17 protein-coding genes and 1 pseudogene are annotated in these 22,952 nt (G+C 42.6%); 12 read left to right on the forward strand and 6 right to left on the reverse strand.

Translation table 11 applies throughout. The annotated features are described in order from the left end of the window. Nucleotides 1-12: 12 nt before the first annotated feature. Together SRRS_RS03935 and SRRS_RS03940 are read left to right on the forward strand one after the other, a co-directional pair. The gene (locus SRRS_RS03935; RefSeq protein ID WP_371366423.1) at nt 13-195 is read left to right on the forward strand and encodes a hypothetical protein; all 183 of its coding nucleotides are present in this window, start codon (nt 13-15) and stop codon (nt 193-195) included. 418 nt (nt 196-613) lie between these two features. Continuing rightward, the gene (locus SRRS_RS03940; RefSeq protein WP_371366425.1) at nt 614-1,540 is read left to right on the forward strand and encodes a phosphotransferase; all 927 of its coding nucleotides are present in this window, start codon (nt 614-616) and stop codon (nt 1,538-1,540) included. 129 nt (nt 1,541-1,669) lie between these two features. On the opposite strand, the gene SRRS_RS03945 is transcribed toward SRRS_RS03940, so the two are convergent. Further along, on the reverse strand, nt 1,670-2,548 hold the full coding sequence (locus SRRS_RS03945; protein WP_371366427.1) for a class I SAM-dependent methyltransferase: 879 nt from the start codon (nt 2,546-2,548) through the stop codon (nt 1,670-1,672). 759 nt (nt 2,549-3,307) lie between these two features. Here SRRS_RS03945 and SRRS_RS03950 point away from each other — a divergent pair. Both SRRS_RS03950 and SRRS_RS03955 read left to right on the forward strand, forming a co-directional pair. Continuing rightward, the gene (locus tag SRRS_RS03950) at nt 3,308-4,363 is read left to right on the forward strand and encodes an NAD(P)-dependent alcohol dehydrogenase (RefSeq protein ID WP_371366429.1); all 1,056 of its coding nucleotides are present in this window, start codon (nt 3,308-3,310) and stop codon (nt 4,361-4,363) included. A 323-nt stretch (nt 4,364-4,686) separates the two neighbouring features. Continuing rightward, nucleotides 4,687-7,071 (forward strand): EAL domain-containing protein, encoded by a 2,385-nt coding sequence (locus tag SRRS_RS03955; protein ID WP_371366430.1) that lies wholly within the window; start codon nt 4,687-4,689, stop codon nt 7,069-7,071. A gap of 276 nt (nt 7,072-7,347) precedes the next feature. Here SRRS_RS03955 and SRRS_RS03960 read toward each other — a convergent pair whose 3' ends face one another. After that, nucleotides 7,348-7,821 (reverse strand): peroxiredoxin, encoded by a 474-nt coding sequence (locus SRRS_RS03960; protein ID WP_371366432.1) that lies wholly within the window; start codon nt 7,819-7,821, stop codon nt 7,348-7,350. Nucleotides 7,822-8,119: 298 nt separating this feature from the next. Then, on the reverse strand, nt 8,120-11,152 hold the full coding sequence (locus SRRS_RS03965; RefSeq protein WP_371366434.1) for an insulinase family protein: 3,033 nt from the start codon (nt 11,150-11,152) through the stop codon (nt 8,120-8,122). 315 nt (nt 11,153-11,467) lie between these two features. Between SRRS_RS03965 and SRRS_RS03970 the strand changes: the two genes are divergently transcribed. The 6 genes and pseudogenes from SRRS_RS03970 (at nt 11,468) to SRRS_RS03995 (ending at nt 18,174) form a co-directional block, all read left to right on the forward strand. Further along, complete coding sequence (locus SRRS_RS03970; RefSeq protein ID WP_371366436.1) at nt 11,468-12,286, forward strand: ZIP family metal transporter; 819 nt, start codon at nt 11,468-11,470, stop codon at nt 12,284-12,286. A gap of 27 nt (nt 12,287-12,313) precedes the next feature. After that, a pseudogene (locus SRRS_RS03975) lies at nt 12,314-12,505 on the forward strand (cupin domain-containing protein); the annotation flags it as partial. A gap of 95 nt (nt 12,506-12,600) precedes the next feature. After that, the gene (locus SRRS_RS03980; protein WP_371366438.1) at nt 12,601-13,440 is read left to right on the forward strand and encodes a pirin family protein; all 840 of its coding nucleotides are present in this window, start codon (nt 12,601-12,603) and stop codon (nt 13,438-13,440) included. Between the two features lie 329 nt (nt 13,441-13,769). Continuing rightward, nucleotides 13,770-15,017, forward strand: a complete 1,248-nt coding sequence (locus tag SRRS_RS03985; RefSeq protein WP_371366439.1) for an agmatine/peptidylarginine deiminase — start codon at nt 13,770-13,772, stop codon at nt 15,015-15,017. Nucleotides 15,018-15,383: 366 nt separating this feature from the next. Next, nucleotides 15,384-16,082, forward strand: coding sequence for a response regulator transcription factor (locus tag SRRS_RS03990; RefSeq protein ID WP_371366441.1), 699 nt, complete (start codon nt 15,384-15,386; stop codon nt 16,080-16,082). Beyond that, nucleotides 16,057-18,174 carry a histidine kinase dimerization/phospho-acceptor domain-containing protein gene (locus tag SRRS_RS03995; protein WP_371366442.1) on the forward strand — a complete coding sequence of 706 codons (2,118 nt, stop codon included), beginning with the start codon at nt 16,057-16,059 and terminating at the stop codon, nt 18,172-18,174. Before SRRS_RS03990 ends, SRRS_RS03995 begins: the two co-directional genes overlap by 26 nt. Before the next feature lie 69 nt (nt 18,175-18,243). Here the strand turns inward: SRRS_RS03995 and SRRS_RS04000 are convergent, their stop codons facing one another. The 3 genes from SRRS_RS04000 to SRRS_RS04010 form a co-directional block, all read right to left on the reverse strand. Further along, the gene (locus SRRS_RS04000) at nt 18,244-18,921 is read right to left on the reverse strand and encodes a flavodoxin family protein (protein WP_371366444.1); all 678 of its coding nucleotides are present in this window, start codon (nt 18,919-18,921) and stop codon (nt 18,244-18,246) included. 242 nt (nt 18,922-19,163) lie between these two features. Beyond that, nucleotides 19,164-20,027, reverse strand: a complete 864-nt coding sequence (locus SRRS_RS04005) for an AraC family transcriptional regulator (RefSeq protein WP_371366445.1) — start codon at nt 20,025-20,027, stop codon at nt 19,164-19,166. A gap of 227 nt (nt 20,028-20,254) precedes the next feature. Next, nucleotides 20,255-20,428, reverse strand: a complete 174-nt coding sequence (locus tag SRRS_RS04010) for a hypothetical protein (RefSeq protein ID WP_371366447.1) — start codon at nt 20,426-20,428, stop codon at nt 20,255-20,257. A gap of 182 nt (nt 20,429-20,610) precedes the next feature. On the opposite strand from SRRS_RS04010, the gene SRRS_RS04015 reads away from it, so the two are divergent. Both SRRS_RS04015 and SRRS_RS04020 read left to right on the forward strand, forming a co-directional pair. Continuing rightward, nucleotides 20,611-20,790 carry a hypothetical protein gene (locus SRRS_RS04015; protein ID WP_371366448.1) on the forward strand — a complete coding sequence of 60 codons (180 nt, stop codon included), beginning with the start codon at nt 20,611-20,613 and terminating at the stop codon, nt 20,788-20,790. A gap of 291 nt (nt 20,791-21,081) precedes the next feature. Then, nucleotides 21,082-22,749, forward strand: coding sequence for a sigma-54 interaction domain-containing protein (locus SRRS_RS04020; RefSeq protein WP_371366450.1), 1,668 nt, complete (start codon nt 21,082-21,084; stop codon nt 22,747-22,749). The last annotated feature ends 203 nt before the right edge of the window (nt 22,750-22,952 follow it).

Genomic DNA, 22,952 nt, shown 5'->3' on the forward strand with positions numbered 1-22,952 from the left:
GGTTGATGTTCCATGTTAATCCAGCGAATAACAGCAGAGTATCGCAAAAGAGAATGCGAGATATATGATAAGATTCGCGAGGCATCGGACGAGTTTGCCCGGCGTAATAAAGCAGGCACGGATACAACCGAAGCTCTCCGGCGGCTGGAGGCGGTGTTAGCCGAGTTTGAGCTATTTAGATGTAGCCAGACATAACACCAGTGCAGCAAGAAAGAGGACTTGCGATTTTTTTCCGTAATATTGATGTAAAAAAAAACTACCCACATGCCGGAAATGCAGGCATGTGGGTAGTTTTTTTTATATGTATAAATCACCGTTTTCTGAAATTTACGACAAAAGGAAAAGGTTTGCTAGTGTCTCGGTGAATCGGCTGTATTGAGGCATCAGTAAAATTTTAGCAGGATTAGCAATTATAAAATAGAAAACAAACTTGTATTGAGTATATCTATTCTTATAGCTTGAGCATGTCCCGAATTTCATAGAATTTGAGCGTGGCGCTCCTGAGGATAGTTTTGGTAAACTATTGTTGGAATTACAATTACATATATGACGCATTTGTATAATGTTGTGAAGTAATGATAATTTATGTAATATGCAGACTGGAGTTGATAGAGTGCTGGATTTAGACTGGGAACGCTCAACACCAATTATTGATGTAAAGACTGAAGAATTGAAAAGTATATTTACTGAATATGACAATACATTAACTATCACAGATTTTAATGCGATACAGATTGGATGTCGAAATAGCAACTTTGTTGTTGCTACAAATAAAGGCAAATTCTTATTAAGGACAGCTAATATTAATGACCTTAATAACGAAAATATTGCTTATGAATTAGTAAAAGATAAAATAAATGTTCCAAACCTATTGTTTCACACCACGAAACATAAAGCGAATATTTTTATATACCAGTATATTAACGGTGTCTCTTTGCAAAAGCTTATTATAAAAAGCAATCAATGTGACCATTCTTTGCTGGAACAAGTAGCTAGAGCCGCCGCTATCATACACAATACTCCAAAAGAAAAAACCATAGGACTTGCAGAATTTGATGTGCCACCCTTTGCAATGTGGTATCAGTATTTTTTAGATAATCCAACGGTAAAAATGCGAATAGGCGAAGAAATACACGGAAGGATAAACCGATTGGTTTTAGAAAAACAAAAACTAATATCAGAAATTGATAGCTTTAAGTCATTTATTCATTCTGATTTCCGACCTGCAAATATGGTTGTTGATGAACATAAAAAAGTGTTTTTTGTTGATTGGGAAGCTGCATGTACGGGACATTCTCTAGCTGATATAGGTCAATTTTTAAGATACCGTTCGTTTTTTAAGGACACGCATATTGGATTATTTGAGCAAGTCTATAATACAATCGCAAATCGAAAACTTCCTGGTAATTGGTTCGAGTTATCCCTATTTAGGGATTTAGTTAATCCATTGCAAATACTTTCATCAAATCAAGAAGCACCCTTTCGGAATTCAGATTTAATAAACATAATTAAAAGAACATTAGCTTATTGGGGTTATTAATGGGATATCCTTTTTAAGGAATTAGAAAATATCGGTTTTAAGCCAATAACCATTTTATACATATCAAGTACCACTATATCCAATTATTCCGATACTTGGGATAACCGGAGCCACATATGTATATACATATCAAACACTTTTCCTCGCTATGACAATACTGTGTATGCCGATTACTGAAGCAATTATTTCCTGTTTTTCATTGCAAAAATATTTTTTCTCTAATTTATTGGAGTCGAATTCTTCAATTAATTCAAATTTGTATTGTGATAAAAATTGTTCTATTTTTCCATTTTCAATTCCAAAAATTAATTTTTCACCTATTTTTTCAGCATTTTGATAGATTCTTTCCTCGACCTTAGAAACATTTTTTTGCCTGATTACTGAAGAGTACATATAATCAAACACAATTATGCTATCTTTCCCGGAATACTTACTTATCTGATTGAAGATAGTGTTAATAGTTTCTGGAGTAAGATAGTATGTTAAACCTTCTAGAATATAAAGAGAAGGTATTTCTTTTTTCAACCCAGCCTCGTCTAATTTTTGCGCTAAGGATTCTTCTGTAAAATTAATAGGAATAAACTTCAAGTTAGAAGGCAATTTAATATTTTTTCCCTTGAGTTTATTTATTTTAATATTTTGTGTTATTGGAGCATCAAATTCAAATATAGTAGCATGACTCAATTTACTATTAAACCGAATTGCACGAGAATCAAATCCAGCACCCAATATTAATACTTGCTGGAATCTTTTGGAATTATTCTTAATAAATTCATCAATCAACTTTGTCCGCGAAACAAGATATTCGTAACCGCCTCCCTTTGCAGCAAATCTGCTTGCAAAGCTTGGAAAACGCTTTACTATAAAAACAAAAAATGGAGACATGAAGATGGGAGCTAAATAATCATCACTCTTGTAATACTTGTCTTTCGTATAATAAGATAAAGCGCGCCCCCCGCAAGTCATTTGTGCAGTTTGGGAAATCTTCGCATTAATTTTATTGCTCATTAGTAATAGTTCCTCCAAATCCCAGTTATTGGCAATAAAAGTAGTTCGACATATGTAAAAGTAATCCTTTAATTCATAGGCAGAAAAACAAGCAAAGAATATAGCAATATTCAACAATTGATTACTCAAAAAATAACCATCTAAAGCATCCCTGCCAATGATGCTTTAGACGGTTATCTTAATTATAGTAATTTTGTCTATTTAGTGGCTTTTAGGTTATTGGATCGTCCGACTAAGTAATCGAGAGATACATTGAAATAGTCAGCGAGGGATATGCAACCGGTCAGGAAAAGTCCTGCCTGTGTGGCTTAGTTTACTTGCAATTCCTTTGAAATGAGCTATAATTACTATTAGGTGGAGATTAAAAGTCGCTGTGACCCGGAAGTGTTGGAGCACTCCCAGCATACGACGAAGCAAAGCACATGTGTAGGGTATAAAAACATCGCATGCGCATAAAAGTGACCGCTTGGGAAGCGCTATTGGTTTTGTCTACAATCTGTAACCTAGTGCAGCAACTAAATACGGTATTACCTTATTACATTGGAAAAGAAGCCAATTAATATAGCCGATTAGTGAAATTTTTCACCATTAGTTGCCCCATACTCTCCTCGTAGTTGGTAATTTACGTACGATATGGCAGGTCCGAGGGTATGGAAAGCGAGCTACAAAGTCTCCATTTATAGGCATGAAATATGCTTTTAAAATTGCCGAACCAGTGATGTAACAGGCAAAATATTTTATTAACAGGAGGGTTTTATAATGAAAGGTTTTGCAATGCTCAGTATCAACGAAGTGGGATGGATTAATAAGGAGAAACCGTCAGCCGGTCCTTATGATGCGATTGTCCGCCCGTTAGCTGTATCTCCGTGTACCTCTGATATCCATACTGTTTTTGAAGGGGCTATCGGCGACCGGCATAATATGATTTTAGGACATGAAGCTGTAGGTGAAATTGTCGAAGTTGGCTGTGAAGTTAAAGACTTTAAACCCGGCGACAAAGTCGTGATTCCCGCGATAACTCCTGATTGGCGTTCGCTCGAGGTTCAAGCTGGTTTTCATCAGCATTCCAACGGCATGCTGGCAGGCTGGAAATTTTCCAATTTTAAGGATGGCGTATTTGGCGAGTATTTTCACGTCAATGATGCCGATATGAATCTGGCCTTGCTGCCGGACGATATCGCTTTAGAAAGTGCCGTAATGATTACCGATATGATGACTACAGGTTTTCATGGCGCGGAAATGGCGGATATTCAGTTTGGTTCCAGTGTAGCTGTTATTGGCATTGGCGCAGTTGGCTTAATGGCCATAGCGGGTGCTAAATTACATGGTGCCGGGAGAATTTTTGGTATCGGCAGCAGACCGGTTTGTGTTGATGCCGCCAAATTCTATGGTGCTACAGATATCGTCAACTACAGAAATGGCGATATCGTTAAGCAGATTATGGAGTTAACCCAGGGCAAAGGCGTCGATCGGGTGATCATGGCCGGCGGCGGCACGGAAACTCTGGGTCAAGCCGTAACTATGGTTAAGCCAGGCGGCATTGTTTCCAATGTTAATTACCACGGCGAAGGGGATTCGCTGGCGCTGCCCCGTTTAGCCTGGGGCTGCGGCATGGCGCATAAGCAGATAAGAGGCGGACTCTGCCCGGGTGGACGTCTCAGAATGGAAATGTTAATTAATCTTGTGATTTACAATCGCGTGGACTTAAGCAAATTACCTACCCATGTGTTTAAGGGCTTTGAACATATTGAAAAAGCTCTTATGCTTATGAAAGATAAACCGAAAGATTTAATTAAACCGGTGGTTTTAATTTGATGATCTGAGCGAAGCCAAAAGAGCCTTAGTCCGAAAAATTCATGGGACTAAGGCTCTTTTGTTATGTCTGCTGAACAATATTGATTTTTTGACGGGAAAAGCTGTCCTGCGACTGAGAGGATGTTTAATTTTAACCGCTAATAATTCGACCAAATTGTGCCAAAAAAGTCAAAGGATTTACAATATTAATGTCGAAATATCCCTAATAAGCTAAAAAAAGGTAAATGTGGGATAGATTGTTGCATTAAAAAATATTGGCTGGGTAACTATTGCATAAGATTTTTTTGTATAGTACCAATGGTTCAAACGGGGGAGACGGAAAGGTGGAATCTAATTTTGGCTATGCCGGGACGTCTGCTATAGGCGTACTGGGTCTAATCATTGTTTGGCTGGTGGTTAAGTATTACATAAAAAGCAGGATGGAGGAGCAGTCTAGGCAAAACGAAGCACGAATTAGAACGCTTATCAAGAAGCTCCGTTCTTGTAATAAAGCCAACCATATTATTTGTAATGATGAAAAATTGCTGGGCGAAGAATCTATATTAGCGGTATTCAATGATATGATTGATCACAAAGTGGAGGCGGCTTTGTGCAATAGTAAGGAACTTATCTCGCTGGCGGCGGAACTTGCTCATTTAGGGCCATGGAAATATCATCATGAGAAGAATCTTTTCGAATTTGATGACCAGTTTTATATTATCTATGGCACAGATGTGGCGAGGGAAGGTTCCTTTATGACTCGGGAAGAATACACCAGGAATTTTGTGCATCCTGATGACGCAGACATGGTAGCGGCGGAAGTGGAGAAGATGCTTATGACTACAGAACGCCGCTATATAACTGAGTTGAAGCACCGCATAATCAGGCGGGATGGCGAGGTTCGCACTGTTTTTGTCCGGGTAGATGTCATAAAAGATAACGATGGTAAGATACAAACGTGGTATGGAGTCAATCAGGATATTACCGAACGTGAGATTATGGAGGCGGCTCTGCACAATAGCAGGGAAATGCTTTCGCTGGCGGCGGAACTTGCTCATATAGGACCTTGGAAGTATCATCAACAGGTGGGACTTTTTGAATTCGATAATGAGTTTTATGCTATCCTTGGTACTGATGCCGCGAGGGAAGGCTTCTTTATGACTTCGGACGTGTACCGCAGGAATTTTGTGCATCCTGATGACGTTTGGATTTTTGATAAGTCCGAGGTGGAAAAGCTGCGTTCAGTCCAGAAAAGAAACTATTCTTATCAATTTGAGCATCGTATTATCCGGCGGGATGGTGAGGTGCGTACTGTCGCCGTGCAAGGGAATATCATCAAGGATGCCGACGGCAAGATCATAAAGTGGTATGGGGCGATTCAGGATATCACCGAACAGAAGCAGGCCGAGGCTGCTTTGTGTCGGCAAACAGAAAAGATTCGTCGCATCGCCTACACGGACGTACTAACTGGCTTGTCAAATCGTGCGCATTTGAATGAATGGCTGGAGGGGGAGCTGGAGCAAGCTTGTTGTGGTAAGTCGGCAGGGGGTGTCCTATTCATCGATTTAGATGATCTTAAAACAGTGAATGACACACTGGGACATACTTATGGTGACGCTATTATCGTTGAAGCTGGGAAACGCATCGAAAAAGAAGTTAATAAAGCTGCTTTCGTTGGGCGCATCGGCGGAGATGAATTTGTGGTAATTTTGCCTGGAAAAAGAGATAGACAATACGTTGCCGTTGTTGCCGACAAAATGATTAACGCGTTCTGCCAGGATATCGAGGTGTGCGGAGAAAGCTTTCATTTGTCGGCCAGCATTGGTATTACTATGTATCCGGATGATGGTGAAACGGCTGAGGATATTCTCAAAAATGCAGATAATGCAATGTATTTTGCCAAAAACTCCGGTAAGAACTGCTGGAAATTCTACGATGCGGACATGCAGGCGGCAGCTTATGAAAAAATGCTGCTGACTAATAGCTTGCGTCGTGCTGTTGAAAACAACGAGTTTGAACTGGTTTATCAACCGCAAGTAAATATTGCTGACGGTGTTATTGTGGGATTCGAAGCGTTACTTCGCTGGAATAGCCCGGAACATGGAATTGTTTCGCCCGCACGGTTTATTCCTTTGGCCGAGCAAAACGGGCTTATCAGGGCTATTGGAACATGGGTACTCCAGGAGGCCTGCTGGTTTGCACGGCGATTAGCCGATAATGGGTGGGGAAATATTGGGGTTGCGGTTAACGTATCGCCCAAACAGTTATGTGCGGATTGCTTTATCGACAGTGTACGCGATGCCGTGCATAATGCGGGTATTTTGCCAAATCAGCTTGAAATCGAAATTACCGAGAATGTGATGATTGCTTCGTTGAAAGAAAGCATTTCTAAGCTTGAAGAACTGCAGTCGATGGGCATACGGTTGGCGCTAGACGATTTTGGTGCGGGGTATTCGTCGCTGACATACCTTCAGCAATTACCGGTACAGACTTTAAAAATAGACAAATCCTTTATCGACATGATCCTAGTCGCTGGTTCAAAGAAGACAATTATCAGTACTATTGTGGATATGGCGCACCTAATGGAAATGACTGTAGTTGCTGAGGGTGTGGAGACGGAAGTACAGTTGGAATATTTGGCGAAAAGCCACTGCGACTTTGCTCAAGGATATCTTATCAGCCGACCGGTACCGGAAAAAGAGGCTCTACAGTTTTTGGCGCATCGGTAACCATTCGGTTAGTCCACACCCTTTTCAGGAAGGGGGTGGTGCCTATGACTACATATGAGGCTTTGACATTTGCAGTCGCATTTGCCACGCTCATAGTCTTAGTCATAAAAAAATAACCGCCCCTGCTCAACGCGGCGGTTATTTAATCCCGTAGACTTGGGCTAACCGTTTTCCGGTTAGGCAGTCTGGAGAACTGGCGTGCTACAACACGTCAGTTCTTTTCTTATATTATACCCATAGATTGTAAAATATGCAACTGATCGGAGAAATTAGGGTTTAATCAGATGATAGTTTTTTCAGTGATTCGGCAACTTGTCCCGCGTGTCCTTCTACTTTTACTTTGCGGTATATATCGCGAATGATTCCGTCACGGTCGATGACAAACGTGGAACGCTCAATACCCAGTACTTTTTTGCCGTACATGTTTTTTTCTTTAATTACGTCATATAGATTGCATACTGTGCTGTCGGCGTCACTTAACAGCGTAAAAGGCAGAGAAAATTTAGTTTTGAATTTGGTATGCGAGGCTTGGCTGTCACGGCTGACACCCAGGACGATTCCACCGGCGGCCACAATGGTATCATGAAATTCGGCGAATTGCTGGGCTTCTTTGCTGCAGCCGGGGGTGTTGTCTCGCGGATAAAAGTATAAAACAACGTACTTTCCCTTATAATCACGCAGGCTATGGAGTTGTCCATTTTCATCCGGCAGTGAAAAATCAGGAGCAGTTTGTCCAATCGTTATATTCATGGTAACACTTCCTTTTATAATAATTATCTTTTATTAGATAATTATTATTCTCCATATTATTGGCGAAATCCTTCCAAGGTATTACGATTTGCGGTTTATTTCGGGAGATAGACTTCAATTTCGTGAGGTAGCGGACAAGTTTCCCGGCGTGGTGAAGCAGGCACGGGTGGTACAATTGAAGCTCTCTTGACGCCTGGAGGCGGAAAACAAAAGACCCGTGAATTTTCACGGGTCTTTTATATTTCACCTTAAATAACGGTAGCAAAGCATGGTTTGTGGCACGTTGCCAAAGGCGCTCCTACTCGGGGAGGCTACTGGTGACGTTAACCAATTTTCCAAATAAGTCTTTGTTGTCCCGCAATTTTTTCTCATTGCCCACCACACATAAATAATTCTGGCTATTTAGTGCCGCAAACATCTCAGCAAATTGCCTGATATCTGCCGGCGTGGTGGACAAAACTTCGGTCCGTTCCTTTTGAAGATCGGTATAGGAGAGGCCGGTCAGATATCCCCTAGCCGCGATCTGACCTTTGCTGTAAGGGGTACGGGGGGCGTCGATTTTGCCAATTGTTGCGATAATATAATTGGTCATTTCCCGGTCGGTAGGATTAAAGTTACGCAAATACCCGGCAACCTCCTGATACACATCCAGTGTTTCTTTTAAGTTAGGGTCACGCCAGGATAAAAACAGGATATCCCCGTTACGATCCATACTTACCCTGGAGCCGTACGCTCCGCCCAGTACTCTGACCCGGTTCCATAAATAGTCAGTATTAAGGATAGTCTGCAAAACTTTCATTTTACCGCTGTATTCATATCCCAGCTGCCGGAAGTTGTAAGCCTTGGCGACAAACTGCACCTTGCCGGCGGTAGTCATGCCCTCATTGTCCGGTCCCAGTTGGAAAGCATACGTATTTTGCAGGCGGTACTGATTGCCGATGCGGTCCACTAATTTATTAAAGCTCCGCTGAAATTGGGGATAGTCTTCTTTGCCGGCTACGACGCTAACAAGAAGTCCCTCTTTAGTAAATACCTGTTTGGCCACAGTGGCTAAATTTCGGCTGATTTCCGGCCACTTGTCCGGGAAGTTTTTTTCCAGGTCGTCAACGAACCGGTAGAAAGAATACTCGTTCATTTCATTGTACTTGGCAATCGGGGATATATATCCCAACACACGGCTGGCGGCAAGCGTTGCTTGGTCATCCAAAAGGGCGGCCTGGCGCTCGGCTTTTATTTTGCCGATTAATTCTTTCAAGCGTTGTTGATCATTAAAGTTGCTCGTGGCAATTATTTCACCTGTTAGTTCCATGAGATCAGGCAGGTTGCCCACCAGTGCTTTGGTATTTACCCGGAACTTAGGGTAGTAAACTTCATTATTGCCTTTTTGCGCATAAGCGTTTGCATAAAACTGGATGCCGCCGGTTTTGGCCTGCAGTTCGGTTGATAGCTGCAAATAATTGTGTTTGTCGGTGCTGACCTTGCCTAGTACTTCCGCAAGCAAAAACAGATAGGGTAATTGCTGCTGTGGTACAACGGAAGAATCAAAGTACAGGTCCACATAAGCAATCTTGCCGGTAAACTGAGGATGGGACAGTATTTTAACACCGGCCTCGTTTTTTTCTTCCAAGGGCAGTTTTTCCGTCCGGGGTTCGATATCGGTTAGCGACAAAGCCGGCAGCTTCGCCAGTGTTTCGGGTGAATCGGGCGTCGCCTGCAACTCTTTCAGCTTTTTGGTTTGTTCCAGAAGGTTTTCGATTTCAGTTGGCGAAAGGCTGGCTTTATATTTGGCAAGTTTGTCTGCTGTAGCTTCGGCGTTTTGTTGTTCCAGGCCGGGATTCGGTTTGAGAACCAGCGTAGCCGAGTGGGGGTTGTCAAGCAGATATTTCTGAATCATTTTTTCCAAATAGGGGCCGGCAAAGGCTTTTTTTCTGATGTCCGGCTTGTTTTCCAAAGGTAAAACCGGATCCCCGCCATACGGCCATAGCGCAAGACTTACTTGGTTGTAAAGCAGACCTTTGTTGGTAGAACCGATAATGGATTCTTTCCTGTGAAATTCAGACCTGTTGAATGTCGCTGTTAATAATGATTTGTCAATTCCCTTGGCGATCATATCTTTCAAGGTCTGCCGCACGGTTTTTTCGAAGCGTTCCTTATCTTCCGGGTTGGCATTGGTTACAATGATGCTGAATACCGGCTGCAGATTGTTGTCAATATAGCCGTAAACGTTTTTACCGATCCCGGCGTCGGTAAGTGCCTTTTTCAACGGAGCGTCAGGCGAGCCTAAAAGCAATTTTTCCACTTCATTGAAAGCCAGGAAAGTCTCCCAGTTGGTAATTGGTTCAAGCACGAAATTCATAGCCAGATAGGTCTTATCAGTGGTGTCATCGGTGGGCAAAACCGAATATTCCTTCACTACATCCCGTTTGTGGTCAAACGGCGGCTGAAGCGCAATGGATGAGTCAACTTCCTGCTTGTCAAAGGCGCTTAAATAGTTTTCATCCAGGAATTTCAGCGTATCCTGGATATTCAGATTGCCGTACAGGTAAATATATGCATTGGAAGGATGATAATATTTATGGTGAAAGGCCAAAAACTGCTCCCGGGTTAAATCGGGAATCCGGTCCGGGTCACCGCCGGATTCATGGTTGTAGATTGTATCGGGAAGAACAGAACCGGAAATCTGGCGCTCCAGGACCCCATCCGGTGAAGAATAGACGCCTCTCATCTCGTTGTATACCACGCCTTTGTAGGTTAAGGGACCGTTTTTATCATTGAGCTCGTAATGCCAGCCTTCCTGCTGAAATATCTCCGGTTTGTCATAGATATTGGGATAAAATACTGCGTCCAGGTAAACATCCATCAGATTGCGAAAATCCTGATCGTTGCGGCTGGCAACCGGATAGGTGGTTTTATCCGGGGCAGTAAACGCATTTAAAAAGGTGTTCAGTGAAGATTTCATCATTTGCAGAAAGGGATCTTTGGCAGGATATTTGCGTGAGCCGCACAGGACCGAATGTTCGATGATGTGGGCAATACCGGTGCTGTCGGACGGCGGCGTACGAAAGGTGATAGAAAACGTTTTGTTGTCGTCGTCGTTCTGGAGATACAACAACTGAGCGCCGCTCTTCGTATGTTTAAATACCCGGGCAACAGACTGAATCTCCGGTACAGACCGTTCCTCTACTAGTTCAAAACCATAATATGTAGCATGAAGGTTAAACCCGGGCGGCGCTGCCAAACCCTTGGCAGGAACTGCCGTAAACAGTGAAATCATAAAACACAGAAGCAGAATGCTGCTTGTTACTAACTGCCTTTTTACATGAAATTTCATGTAAAACTCCTCCTTTAATAATCGTGACATGTAGTTAATTGCGTATATTCCAAATTCTACCTTGACTGGCAATACCCTTCAACTTTACTCAAAGTTTTGTACTTTTGGGCTCGGTGCTGTTATGGAAGGATTTACAGTTTTTTTCTGTAATATTATATAAAGAGCCTATATTGCCCTACTATTTTATAGTCCTTTGGACTGTCCATTCATTTTCAGGCCTCTTTGCTGAAAGAAGTAGGACAGGATGGGACTCTATTCTAGCATGAGTGGGCATGGCGGCAGAAAATATATTTATTACGGGGTGTTAACGAACTGATGGAATGGTTAGCTTCTTTTTCACCTGTGGTGCAAGCGCTGTTCGCAACCTTATTTACGTGGGGTGTAACGGCTTTAGGAGCCGGGTTGGTTTTCTTTTTTAAATCAGTTAACAAAACAGTACTAAATGGCATGCTTGGGTTTGCGGCCGGCGTTATGATTGCCGCAAGCTTTTGGTCGTTGCTGGCGCCTGCGATTGAAATGGCCGGGGATTTGGGACAACAGGCCTGGCTTACTGCGGCAATCGGGTTTTTAGCCGGTGGTGCTTTTTTATGGGGTGTGGATGTGGTTTTGCCGCATTTGCACATGGGGCTTGAGCAGGATCAGGCCGAAGGGATAAAGACAGGATGGCAGAGAAGCGTCCTCTTAGTGCTGGCAATTACGCTTCATAATATACCGGAAGGTTTGGCCGTCGGTGTTGCTTTTGGGGCCGCCGCCTTTGATTTACCCTCTGCTTCCCTGGCCGGTGCAAGCGCACTGGCGCTGGGCATTGGCCTGCAGAATTTCCCGGAAGGGGCTGCCGTCTCGATTCCCCTGCGACGAGAGGGCTTCAGCCGGACAAAAGCTTTCTTCTACGGACAGGCGTCAGGTATTGTCGAGCCGATTGCGGCCTTATTTGGTGCATATGCGGTTACTTCCATGCAGCCAATTTTGCCGTATGCCCTGGCTTTTGCCGCCGGTGCGATGATTTATGTTGTTGTAGAAGAATTAATTCCCGAAGCACAAAGTAAAGTCGGCGGGAGTTCCACCAATGTGGCCACGATAGGGTGTATGGTAGGGTTCACTGTTATGATGATTTTAGATGTTGCCCTAGGCTGATCGGATAGCGGTGGCAGAGCCCGTACATTTAATTATCGGGCTGGTGACGTTGGTTATGTGCCTGTTGGCTATGTACATTATGTTCAAAATACCGGTCATGAAACGTTGTGCTGGCAATTCATACTGAACTCTCTCCTAGTTCCTGCGGCAATTCGCGAATTGGAGGAGAAAAATAGTTCTTATAGAAGTCATTACTTATTCAAGATTTTCCATACTTGAAATGTTTCGTCTATCAGAATATGAATTTCAATACTAGCAGGCGGAGCTGTCGGCAAAGACGATCACTGCCTTTTAACGGACAAGGAGGTTTAGCGATGAACAAACTCAGAACTATCCGTAAAGTTGTGACAGGAGCACATACTGTGGACGGTGCCGGGGTCAAACTGGTGAGAGTAATTGGCCGTGACGACACAAAGGAGTTTGATCCTTTTCTCATGCTGGATGCCTTTGATTCGATGGACCCCGATGACTATATCAAAGGTTTCCCCTGGCATCCGCACCGCGGCATTGAGACGATTACCTATCTCATTCAAGGTGAAATTGAGCACGGAGACAGCCTGGGAAATACGGGCAGGATTTTAACTGGCGAATGCCAGTGGATGACGGCCGGCTCTGGAATTCTTCATCAGGAAATGCCAAAGGCCAGTGAGCGGATGCTTGGAATCCAGCTCTGGCTCAATCTACCGGCGAAAGATAAAATGGTCTCCCCCAAATATCACGGAATACGTAATGAGGACATCCCGGTGGTTGATGAAGGAGACCGGCGGGTACACATCCTGTCCGGAGTATATGACGGAAAAACCGGAGCCGTGCAAGGCGACTATTGTAAGCCTCTGCTGCTGGATGTAGAAGTGCGTGCCGGGGCTGAGTGGTCACTGGATATTGCAGAAAATACAACTTTGTTTATTTATATTTTTAAGGGAGCAGGAACTTTTGGCAGCGATAGGTTAATCCCGGCCAAGCATGCCGTATTATTTGATGAAACAGGTACATTCCTGGTAAGAGCCTCCGATGAGGGAATACGGTTTTTCCTGATGGCCGGGGAACCGCTGCGGGAACCCATTGCCTGGGGTGGTCCAATTGTTATGAATACCCGGGAAGAATTGCAGCTTGCCTTCCGGGAATTAGAAGAAGATAAATTCATCAAATCCTGAAAATAAAATGGCTGCCGTTGTGGCATGTTCGTAATAGACACTATAAAAATCGTAGTCCCAAAGATAAAGGGCCGTGTTGAAACGTAAAAGTTCCAGCACGGTCCCTTAAGTGTTTTTGAGACTTTTGTCAGCAGAACTTCGGACTGAACTCAGGCCAAAATAAAAAATGGCTACCACCTATGCGTTGGCGGCAGCTAATTTTCTCATACTATGGGCTATACAATGCAGACCCCATTCTAACATGAGCAATCATGTTCCTATGCTGATTAAGGAAAGGCAGCCAGGGCCAGTAAGGGATGGCTTGGCTGAAAAAACAAGGAGATAAATAAATGGAGAATTTTAGAACGGTAGGAGAATTTGAAAAACAAGAATCTGTACTGATTATTTGGCCACCGCGTGCCCAGGCAACCAGCAAGTTAAATATGGATATCGTTAGCGTACAAGTGGTACAAGCTCTGCTGGGAGAAGTCGAAGTCATCATTTGCTGCTATGATGAGGCTGTGCAAATACGTGCCAAACAGGAATTGGCGAGACTAGGGGTGGATACTGTGGGAATCCGCTTTGTACTATTTCCCTCTCCGCTTGTCTATCCGCGCGATTTTGGCGCTGAAGTGTTGGTTGGTGATCTTGGCAGTCGGGCACGGGTTGACTTCCGTTTTGACATGTATGGGTACTATCCGGAGGAGGATGAGCTTTCCCTCCTGCTACGGAGCTTTGGTGAATTTCATGCCAAATGCATCGGAGTAGAAAATACACGGCATTCGGAACTGATCAGCGAGGGCGGCGACCGGGAATTCAACGGCTGTGGCGTAATGATGGCCGTACAGGAAACGGAGGTAGCCAAACGTAATCCTGGTAAGGCCGTGCCGGAAGTGGAACAGGAGCTGAAACGGGTATTGAATCTTCGGCAGATTATTTGGCTCCCGAAAGGTTCCTATGACGATGAATATGCTTATTCCGGGCCAATCCCCTCAGCCGACGGCAGATTAGGGTCCTTCCGTTCTGCTTCTGCCAACGGACATATTGATGAGATCTGCCGTTTTGCCGATACGGATACGATAGTAATTGCCCACGTTTCCGAGGAAGAAGCCCATGAAAGCAAGTTGCACGCTCTGAACAAAGAACGATTGGACCAAGCCTATGAGGTGGTAAAGAACGCGCGTAATCAGGATGGACAGCCTTTTCGTATCTTGAAAATGCCTGTGCCTGAGCCCATCTATGTGGACCTCTATCCGGAAGATGACGCTTATGATCTTTGGGGGGAGGAAGTTAAGGAAGAGATGGGTGGAGTACTGTTAGATGGAACTCCTTTCCCTGACAATACGATTAATGTGTTGCCGGCGCTCAGCTACTGCAATTTTCTGATTGCGAATAACGTAATAGTGGCGCAGAAGTATTATGAGGAAGGAATGCCGGAACGAGTCAGGGAAAAAGATGAACAGGCATTACTGGTTTTGCAAACCGCATTTCCTACCCGCCGCATTCTCCAGATTAACCCATTGGCACTGAACTTGTACGGCGGAGGAATCCATTGTCATACGCGCAATATCCCCTTTGTCCGGCAGAAGCGTGGCTAGGAAAAACTCGCTTTGTTTATGGAAATGCACCACTTATGGAATATAGTTTTTACTATACGCCATAAGTGGTGCTTCTTTTTTGTCTCAGCCTATGGGCTGCGATTAGGTGAGGTCCAGGCTGGTTTGTTCTTTTTATGGGGCTTAGCAGGAAGGCGCTGGCAGCAAGGCTAAAACAAGAATAATTTAGGAACAGATCGCCTAGAGTAAATAAGCGGCCAAGCAACAAAAGAAATAGGGCCTGCCTGTCCCAAAAATCTTAAGAATTTCGTAAGAATTAGCGGTACTTCTTTGTAAGATTTATTTGCTACAATTAGCTTGTGAGCGGAACACGGGATGCCATTGTGCTTAATATAGGGGGAAGATGGAATGGAACAGAAACATAATGTTCTTGTCGTAGATGATGACCGGGAAATTGCCAGTGCTGTTGCGATATATTTGAAGCAGGCGGATTTGGCGGTCACTCTTGCCTATGATGGGGAGGAAGCGTTAGACGCCCTTGAAAACGCAGAGTTTCACCTGATTATCATGGATATCATGATGCCAAAACTAGATGGCATTCAAGCCATGCTAAAGATAAGAGAGGAAAGAAATATCCCCATTATTCTGTTGTCAGCCAAAAGCGAAGATACGGATAAAATATTGGGGCTTACCATGGGGGCGGATGATTATGTGACCAAGCCGTTTAATCCGCTTGAACTCATTGCCCGAGTAAAATCCCAACTGAGAAGATATACAGCTTTTGGCGCGGCGGTACCGAACAGTACTACGATTACAACAGGCTCTCTGTCTTTGGATACGGAATTAAAGTTGGTTACGGTGGATGGGGAAGAAATCAAGCTAACGCCTATAGAGTTTAAAATTCTGCGGCTGTTGATGCAAAATGTAGGCAGGATCTTTTCGATTGATGAAATTTACGAGCGCGTGTGGGATGAACTTAATATTAACGGTCAAAACACGGTTGCCGTTCATATCCGGCGAATTCGCGAAAAAATTGAGATTAATCCTAAAGAACCAAAATATTTAAAGGTGGTGTGGGGAATTGGCTACAAGATTGAAAAATATTAGGTTTTCCAATTGGTTTACCCTGCTGGCCATCGTAATCGGTATTAGCGGAGTTATGCTGAGTTTTTATGGGGCAATAAGATATCCGGATTTTTCCTATGGATTGCACAGTGATTATAAAAATAGCCAAATTCTTAAAGACGAAATAACGGATATTAGCACAAATGTTGCAAGACTGACTCAATTGAAAAGCGAGGAATACGTTAAAATAGGGGTTGCAATTTCTGACAATGAACTAAAGAGAAAAATAGATACTATTAAAAGCGAAAAAAATGATTCGATTGTTCATATCAATGAAGAATATAAAGATTTGATTGCGTTTTATGACCAGGATAATCCTAATGAATTTCAGCGGCTAACAGCAGAACGTGATGAAAGAATTGCCGAATCGAAACAGGATTATGATAAGAAAATAGCCAGTGCCAAAGATGAACTGATTGCCGAACAAGTAGTGGAATACAATAAGGCAAAGCGTGATATTGAAATTTATGAAGGCCTTTATTATACAGTGGTGCCTAACGGTACTGCAGCCGGGACAGAAGCAGAATTTTACAACACGCTGCCCTATTTCACTAAAAGCAGTGATTTTAACGAAGGTATCTTATATATTGGCTTTTCTGAAGCGGCGTTTACTAAGCAAACGGAACAATATGACGTACGGCACCAAAATGGGCTGACTGGGATCTATATGCTGCTTAGCGGCTTGGGCGGAATATTCCTTTCTCTTGCCTGGCTTATGTATTCCGCAGGAAGAACTCCAAACAGTGAAGAATTGCAATTTAACTTTTTTGACAAAGTGTATTTAGACATTGGTTTACTGATAGCGGGAATGATTGCCATGTCTTCTTGTTTTATAGCCACCATTATGGAAGTAAAAATGAGGAATCTCCAGGTAGTTAATCTTTTCTCTTTATTGCTGCTGGTTATCGCCTATCTTAGTATAGCAGTCTATGCGATGATGTTCGCCAAACGGGTAAAGAGCGGCGGAGTCATTACGCATACGTTAGTGTACCAGGTTTATAAATCGATAAAAACCACAATCAATAAGATGATAGACATAACACTGGATTTGCCGACAAATCGCCAAGCGTTTACCAAAAAAGCAATCTGCTTCTTACTACTCTACACAGTGTTACTTGGCATGATTGGCTTGGTATTTCTTATCTTAGCGGCCGGTCTGCATGGTATTATTGGTTTACTTGCCGCCCTTGCTTTATTTGCACTGCTAATTATTAGTATTGTCAGCATACTTCAAAAACGGGTAGCCGCCTTTATGGCTTTGGCAGAGGGAATTAAAAAGATAAAGAACGGTGATTTTAATCACAAAATTTCTGCTCGTGGTTTTTCTACCCTTGATACCATGGCGGAAGATATAAATAATATTGCCGATGGAGTGAAGGCGGCGGTAGACAGGGAAATGAAAGCGGAACATATGAAGGTAGAGCTTATCACTAATGTTTCGCATGATTTAAAAACTCCGCTTACGTCCATTATTACCTATTCGGATTTGTTATCACAGGAGAACATCAATCCCGAGCAGGTAAAGGAATATGGAGAAATATTGAAAAGAAAATCGGTACGCTTAAAGCAGTTGGTGGATGATCTCTTTGAAGTTTCCAAGGCTCAAAGTGGGGCAATATTGATAAATCTGGAAGAACTGTGCCTAAATGACCTAATAGCACAATCCTTGGCCGAGTATGAGGAAGATTTTAAGAACGCGCGTCTTGCTGTAATTCTTACTCTTCCCCAGGATAAGATTATGGTATTAGCGGATGGCGCTAAGATGTGGCGAGTGCTGTCTAATCTGTACAACAATGCGATCAAATACAGCATGCCAGGCACCCGGGTATTTGTTGATGCTGAAGTGGTCAATGACAACGTGAATATCACCGTAAAAAACATAGCTAATTATATTATGAATTTTAAATCCGAAGAAATATTTGAGAGATTTAAACGTGGTGAGGAATCACGTACTGGAGAAGGATCTGGGCTGGGATTGGCTATTGTTAAAAGCTTCATGGCGTTGCAGAATGGAAGCAGCGATGTGGCCGTTGATGGCGACTTATTCAAAGTAACATTAACTCTAAAGCGATAAGGAAAATGCACCTCTTATGTATAGTCTTGCTATACGGTATAAGAGGTGCTTCTTTCTTTTTATCCCCGCTTATTTATAAGCATTCGTTTTAAAATCAACAGCCCCAGGAGTTGCAAACCTCACGCCCATTTCAAAAGCTCTTTTACAGTCATTTGGGAATTCCTCCTGTCGTCTTTTGGCCTTATCGTCACCATTGAACATCGTCACGACATACTTGGAATAATCACTGAACTGATAGGTATCTGTAACAAATAATGACTCTGAGCTCCCTAGAGCCCTTCCTATTGCCATTTCTGCCGATTTAAGAGTTTGGTCGTATCCCATCTCTTTCATAGCAGCCTCGGTTACGTTCATTGTATAAATGAAGCCAACCGGGATCTTTCTCTGGAAGCAGGAAGAGTAGCCCGCATCATATTGTAGATACTGGAAGCCCATTCGTTCAATGAGCGCTCGCATTGCCGCAGTAATATTATGAAAATAGATCGGCGATCCCAGGATAAGTGCATCCGAGTTTTCGATTTTTTCCAGAACCGGAGTAAGGCCATCCTTAAACGCACATTTTCCATAGCTTTTTCCATCTTTGAGTTTACAGGAAAAACAACTAATACATCCTTTATAATTAAGATCATAAAGATGAATAAGCTCGGTTTCAGCGCCTTGTGAGGCTGCTCCGTCCAGTGTCTTATTTAGTAAGGTTGCGGTATTCCAGTTTTTTCGCGGACTGCCGTTGATGGCGACTACTTTCATTTTAAATCCTCCTTGTTCATGTAAGTTCATTTTTTCTTAACCCGGATTTTTGTTGCCTTTAGTCTCTTCGCGGTTAAGAAGTTGGATTACTGTAAGAATACAATATTTAGCCATTATCTGCTTATCCAGACAGCTCATGTTATTTGATAATTTAGCTCAAAAATAAAAAGCAGCCTGACCGAAAAAAATCCGGGTTCAGGCTGATAGGATTCATATAGATAGTTTTACATAGTAGATGGGGTTTATTTATACAATGATGGCGGAGTTCCGAAATATTCTTTGAAACTCCTTGAAAAATGCGCTACGCTTTCAAAGCCAGTAGCAAAGCAAACCGATGTCACAGACATTGATGAATTGGCCAGCATTTCTTTGGCTTTGTGTAACCGCTTTTCTCGAAGCCACCGTGCAGGAGGGGTATTATATATGGCGTAAAAATCGCGCTTGAAGCTTGCTAAGCTTCTTCCCGATAGATAGGCCAGATCACTCAGTGAGACAGGATTGAACAGGTTCGCTTCCATGGTTGTTACTATATTGGAGCGAACTGGCTGGTTTAACTGCAATAGTTGCCGCATCATTTGTTGATCTTCATTGGCAATATCAAATAACAGTTCCAAAAGTTTTAACTTAACCCAGTTGTCATTCACTTTTTCGGGTGAAGTGAAAGAAGGGCGAAGTGATTCTATATATCGAAGCAGGCAATCTCCAACCGTTGCTACAGAGATGGGAACTGAAATGGCCGGTCTTGTAATGCTCATATCGGCCATTCTTATAAAATCGGATAACAATTCGTTTTTAAAGAAAAACATCATATAGTCCGGGCGAGCATTAGTAAGATCACTGGATAGCTGATATTCTACGACTATGGATTTTTGCAGCAAGGCCATTTCGTTTTTGCCGATTGCGTATTCTGTATCTCCGTAACGGAGAGTGCATGAGCCATGGAGAACAAACAGTAAAAGATGGTCTTCCAAAAACATTGAACCGGTATTGTTCCTATTAATAAAGCTGCAAGTTTCAACAACTGAGAAGCCACCTAATTTGAGGATATCTTGACCATAAGGATTTACTTCTAATTCATGAGGTACTTTGATAACTTTGTTGTTCATGCCATCCCTCCTTTCCATTTGATAAGATTATATAGTTATTGAGCTCGCATAGTCAATTAATCCGACATTTGTTGACAGATGCCAAGGGATGGAGTTATTGACAGCACGGGTGTTTTAGGTAATAGTCAGTGAACTTCAGGGATCGTGTTTGGATCACTATCCCTGTTTTTTTGCCGTGAAATGGGAGCGCATCCGGCGTACGCCGCACTTATCGGCGGAGCAAGCCATTACTCAATTCTTATCAGACTTACTTTAGTCAGCGTCGCCCGGTCCTTAGTTCCGGGGCTGTTGAGCATATGCCAGGCTGTGTATTGTTCGGCATAAGGGCTGGTGGCGGATACTCCATCTACGGGAACCATCACTCGATAGCCGCGAAACGCAGCGGCAGTGGCTGTATGCAATCTATCATGAGTAATCCTCCTATAACATGTATGCTGTTATATACTATGTAGCAGCTGTCGAACCTGTCATAACGTTGGAATAGGCGGCGACGTGCAGGTACAGCACATTTTTACTAAATTGTGTGAGCAAAACATAAAGATATTTCATAATATACAAAAGCAATATAGGAGGAGATGATATCATGAGTGCATATAACAGATTTTTAGAGGCCGGAGGCTACTGCGGCTGTTATGATGGTTTTGGCTTTAATGAGCGTTTCAATTATCCCGAGCGCTATGTTTTTTCTGGATATGGGGGATGTCTTTGTCATTATTGCAGGATTAAGGAGCGTTGCCGGTATTGGCGTCGCCGTTTTCGTTAAACGAACATAACATAAAACGCTAAACAGGGATAGTGTTTAAAACACTATCCCTGTTTAGCGCCATGAAATTGGAGCCGGATACATCGACAGGTTCAAGTTCAGTTCTCCTAGTGTCTTAACACCACGTTCTCTGCATTCCTATGTAATGCAGGAAATGGAGCCAGTGTTGACGAAAAAATGAGGAAGTTAGGATACTTTGGCTAGCGTGAGCAATGGACTACTAGATATTTTATTCGTACTGCAGAGGGCTTCTGCTTGAGCAAAAGGATGGTCGTCGGGGAGGAAAAAACAGTGGCTTTTAGCAATATAATTTGTTTTTTGGATGACAAAAATTTTGTACAGTATTGCGAGAACAGTAACGACGGAATTCCTGGAATATGGAGTGAATATACAGGCAAACACATTACTGATTTTCTGGATATTGACTTAACGTTAGCCAGTGGGTATGCCGGGTGGCAGGGAAAAGTACTGAAGTTTGTCCAAAGCAAAAATTTGATGGGGAATGGGACAATCTTATTTATCACGGCTTGTTCTGATCACAGTGCTATCTATGAAAAAGCTATGGATAACATTGCCGAAGGCATCCAGATTTATGACAGGAATGGTTACCTGTTGTTTTGCAATAAAGGCACTGAAAGCATTGAAAAAATGGATAGGACTAAGATTATTGGCAAACACTTGCTTGATATCTACGGACTGGATCCCGACTACAGTACGGTTCTTACAGCGATTAAGAACAAGGCACCGGTAGTTAACCGCTGTGACAACTTTAAAAATAAGTACGGTAAAGTAATTACCACGATGAATTCAGGTTATCCCTTGTTTATTGATGACCAGCTGATCGGCGCTCTTGGGCTGGTGCAGGATAATTCCACACTGGAAACCTATTGGACGAGAGCCAACGTTTTTGAAAAATATTTGTCAGAACGTGAACCCGGAGGGAATCGTGCTAAACGGAAAAATTATTATACATTTAAGTATTATACCTTTACTGATCTGATTGGTGATAATGCTAATTTTGTTGAAGCCGTTAATTTAGCGCGTAATATTGCCTTGCAAGATTGCGCTGTGTTAATTTATGGCGAAACCGGAACAGGCAAGGAATTGTTTGCTCAGAGTATTCATTCGGCAAGTAAGCGGAAATATAAAGAATTTGTCGCAATTAACTGTGCCGCCATTCCAGAAAGTCTTATTGAGGGAATCTTATTCGGCACGGAGAAGGGGACTTTTACCGGCAGCTCTGATCGCATGGGATTATTTGAACAGGCTGAGGGAGGTACTTTATTTCTGGATGAAATTAATTCGATGGCTTTGCATGTACAATCAAAATTGCTGCGGGTGCTTCAGGAGAAGAGATTCCGAAGGGTTGGCGGCTTAAAAGACATTGAATGCAATGTCCGGATTTTGTCGTCTACGAATGAAGAACCTCTATCCTGTATTGAAAATAACCAGTTGCGCAGGGATCTGTACTATCGGATCAATACTGTGACAGTGAACATTCCTCCTTTACGGCAACGCCCTGATGATATTGAATTGCTGACTAATTATTTTATTAAAAACCTATCTTACCGCTACTCGAAAAAGGTTACATCGGTAGCAGATAGTGTTATAGATAAATTTAAGGAGTATGCTTGGCCCGGCAACGTGCGCGAACTTTTGCATGTATTGGAATATGCCTTTAATATTATGGAGGGCCAGTGCATTGATCTTCATTGTTTGCCGAAATATTTTAAAGCTCAACAATCGCAAAAAACGGCTATGAGTACGCCGGCTGCGTGCAATCCCATTTTGCAGCACAGAACACTGGAAGAATTGATGGCTGAATATGAACAAAAAGTCGTAACCCAGGTGCTAAAAGATTTCAATTATAATGTCAGTAAAACAGCCAAAGTTTTAGGGATTAAGCGCCAAAGCCTGCAATATAGGCTGAAAAAATATAATGTCAAACTAACAAAATAATTAATTACCAGAGATTGAAATCAATACTGCAAAATGATTTTGCATGAAAAATCATTTTGCAGTATTTTTGTCTTTATGTCGTTTGGGATTTTGAACAAATACAGTGGTGCAATTAAATTTTTGAATTTTTGCCGAAGAATATGCATGATTAATGGACAAAATATGTGAAATGTTTAAAAATAAAAAACATTTTTAATTGATAC

It is taken from the genome of Sporomusa rhizae (assembly GCF_041428845.1).
Lineage (GTDB): Bacteria > Bacillota > Negativicutes > Sporomusales > Sporomusaceae > Sporomusa > Sporomusa rhizae.

Excerpts from the sequence above, each read along its gene's own strand:
- SRRS_RS03935 (WP_371366423.1), top strand. The coding sequence starts at position 13 with ATGTTAATCCAGCGAATAACAGCAGAGTATCGCAAAAGAGAATGCGAG.
- SRRS_RS04005 (WP_371366445.1), bottom strand. The coding sequence starts at position 20,027 with ATGAACAACAAAGTTATCAAAGTACCTCATGAATTAGAAGTAAATCCT.
- SRRS_RS04015 (WP_371366448.1), top strand. The coding sequence starts at position 20,611 with ATGAGTGCATATAACAGATTTTTAGAGGCCGGAGGCTACTGCGGCTGT.
- SRRS_RS03960 (WP_371366432.1), bottom strand. The coding sequence starts at position 7,821 with ATGAATATAACGATTGGACAAACTGCTCCTGATTTTTCACTGCCGGAT.
- SRRS_RS03950 (WP_371366429.1), top strand. The coding sequence starts at position 3,308 with ATGAAAGGTTTTGCAATGCTCAGTATCAACGAAGTGGGATGGATTAAT.
- SRRS_RS03965 (WP_371366434.1), bottom strand. The coding sequence starts at position 11,152 with ATGAAATTTCATGTAAAAAGGCAGTTAGTAACAAGCAGCATTCTGCTT.
- SRRS_RS03990 (WP_371366441.1), top strand. The coding sequence starts at position 15,384 with ATGGAACAGAAACATAATGTTCTTGTCGTAGATGATGACCGGGAAATT.
- SRRS_RS03980 (WP_371366438.1), top strand. The coding sequence starts at position 12,601 with ATGAACAAACTCAGAACTATCCGTAAAGTTGTGACAGGAGCACATACT.
- SRRS_RS03970 (WP_371366436.1), top strand. The coding sequence starts at position 11,468 with ATGGAATGGTTAGCTTCTTTTTCACCTGTGGTGCAAGCGCTGTTCGCA.
- SRRS_RS03945 (WP_371366427.1), bottom strand. The coding sequence starts at position 2,548 with ATGAGCAATAAAATTAATGCGAAGATTTCCCAAACTGCACAAATGACT.
- SRRS_RS04000 (WP_371366444.1), bottom strand. The coding sequence starts at position 18,921 with ATGAAAGTAGTCGCCATCAACGGCAGTCCGCGAAAAAACTGGAATACC.
- SRRS_RS03985 (WP_371366439.1), top strand. The coding sequence starts at position 13,770 with ATGGAGAATTTTAGAACGGTAGGAGAATTTGAAAAACAAGAATCTGTA.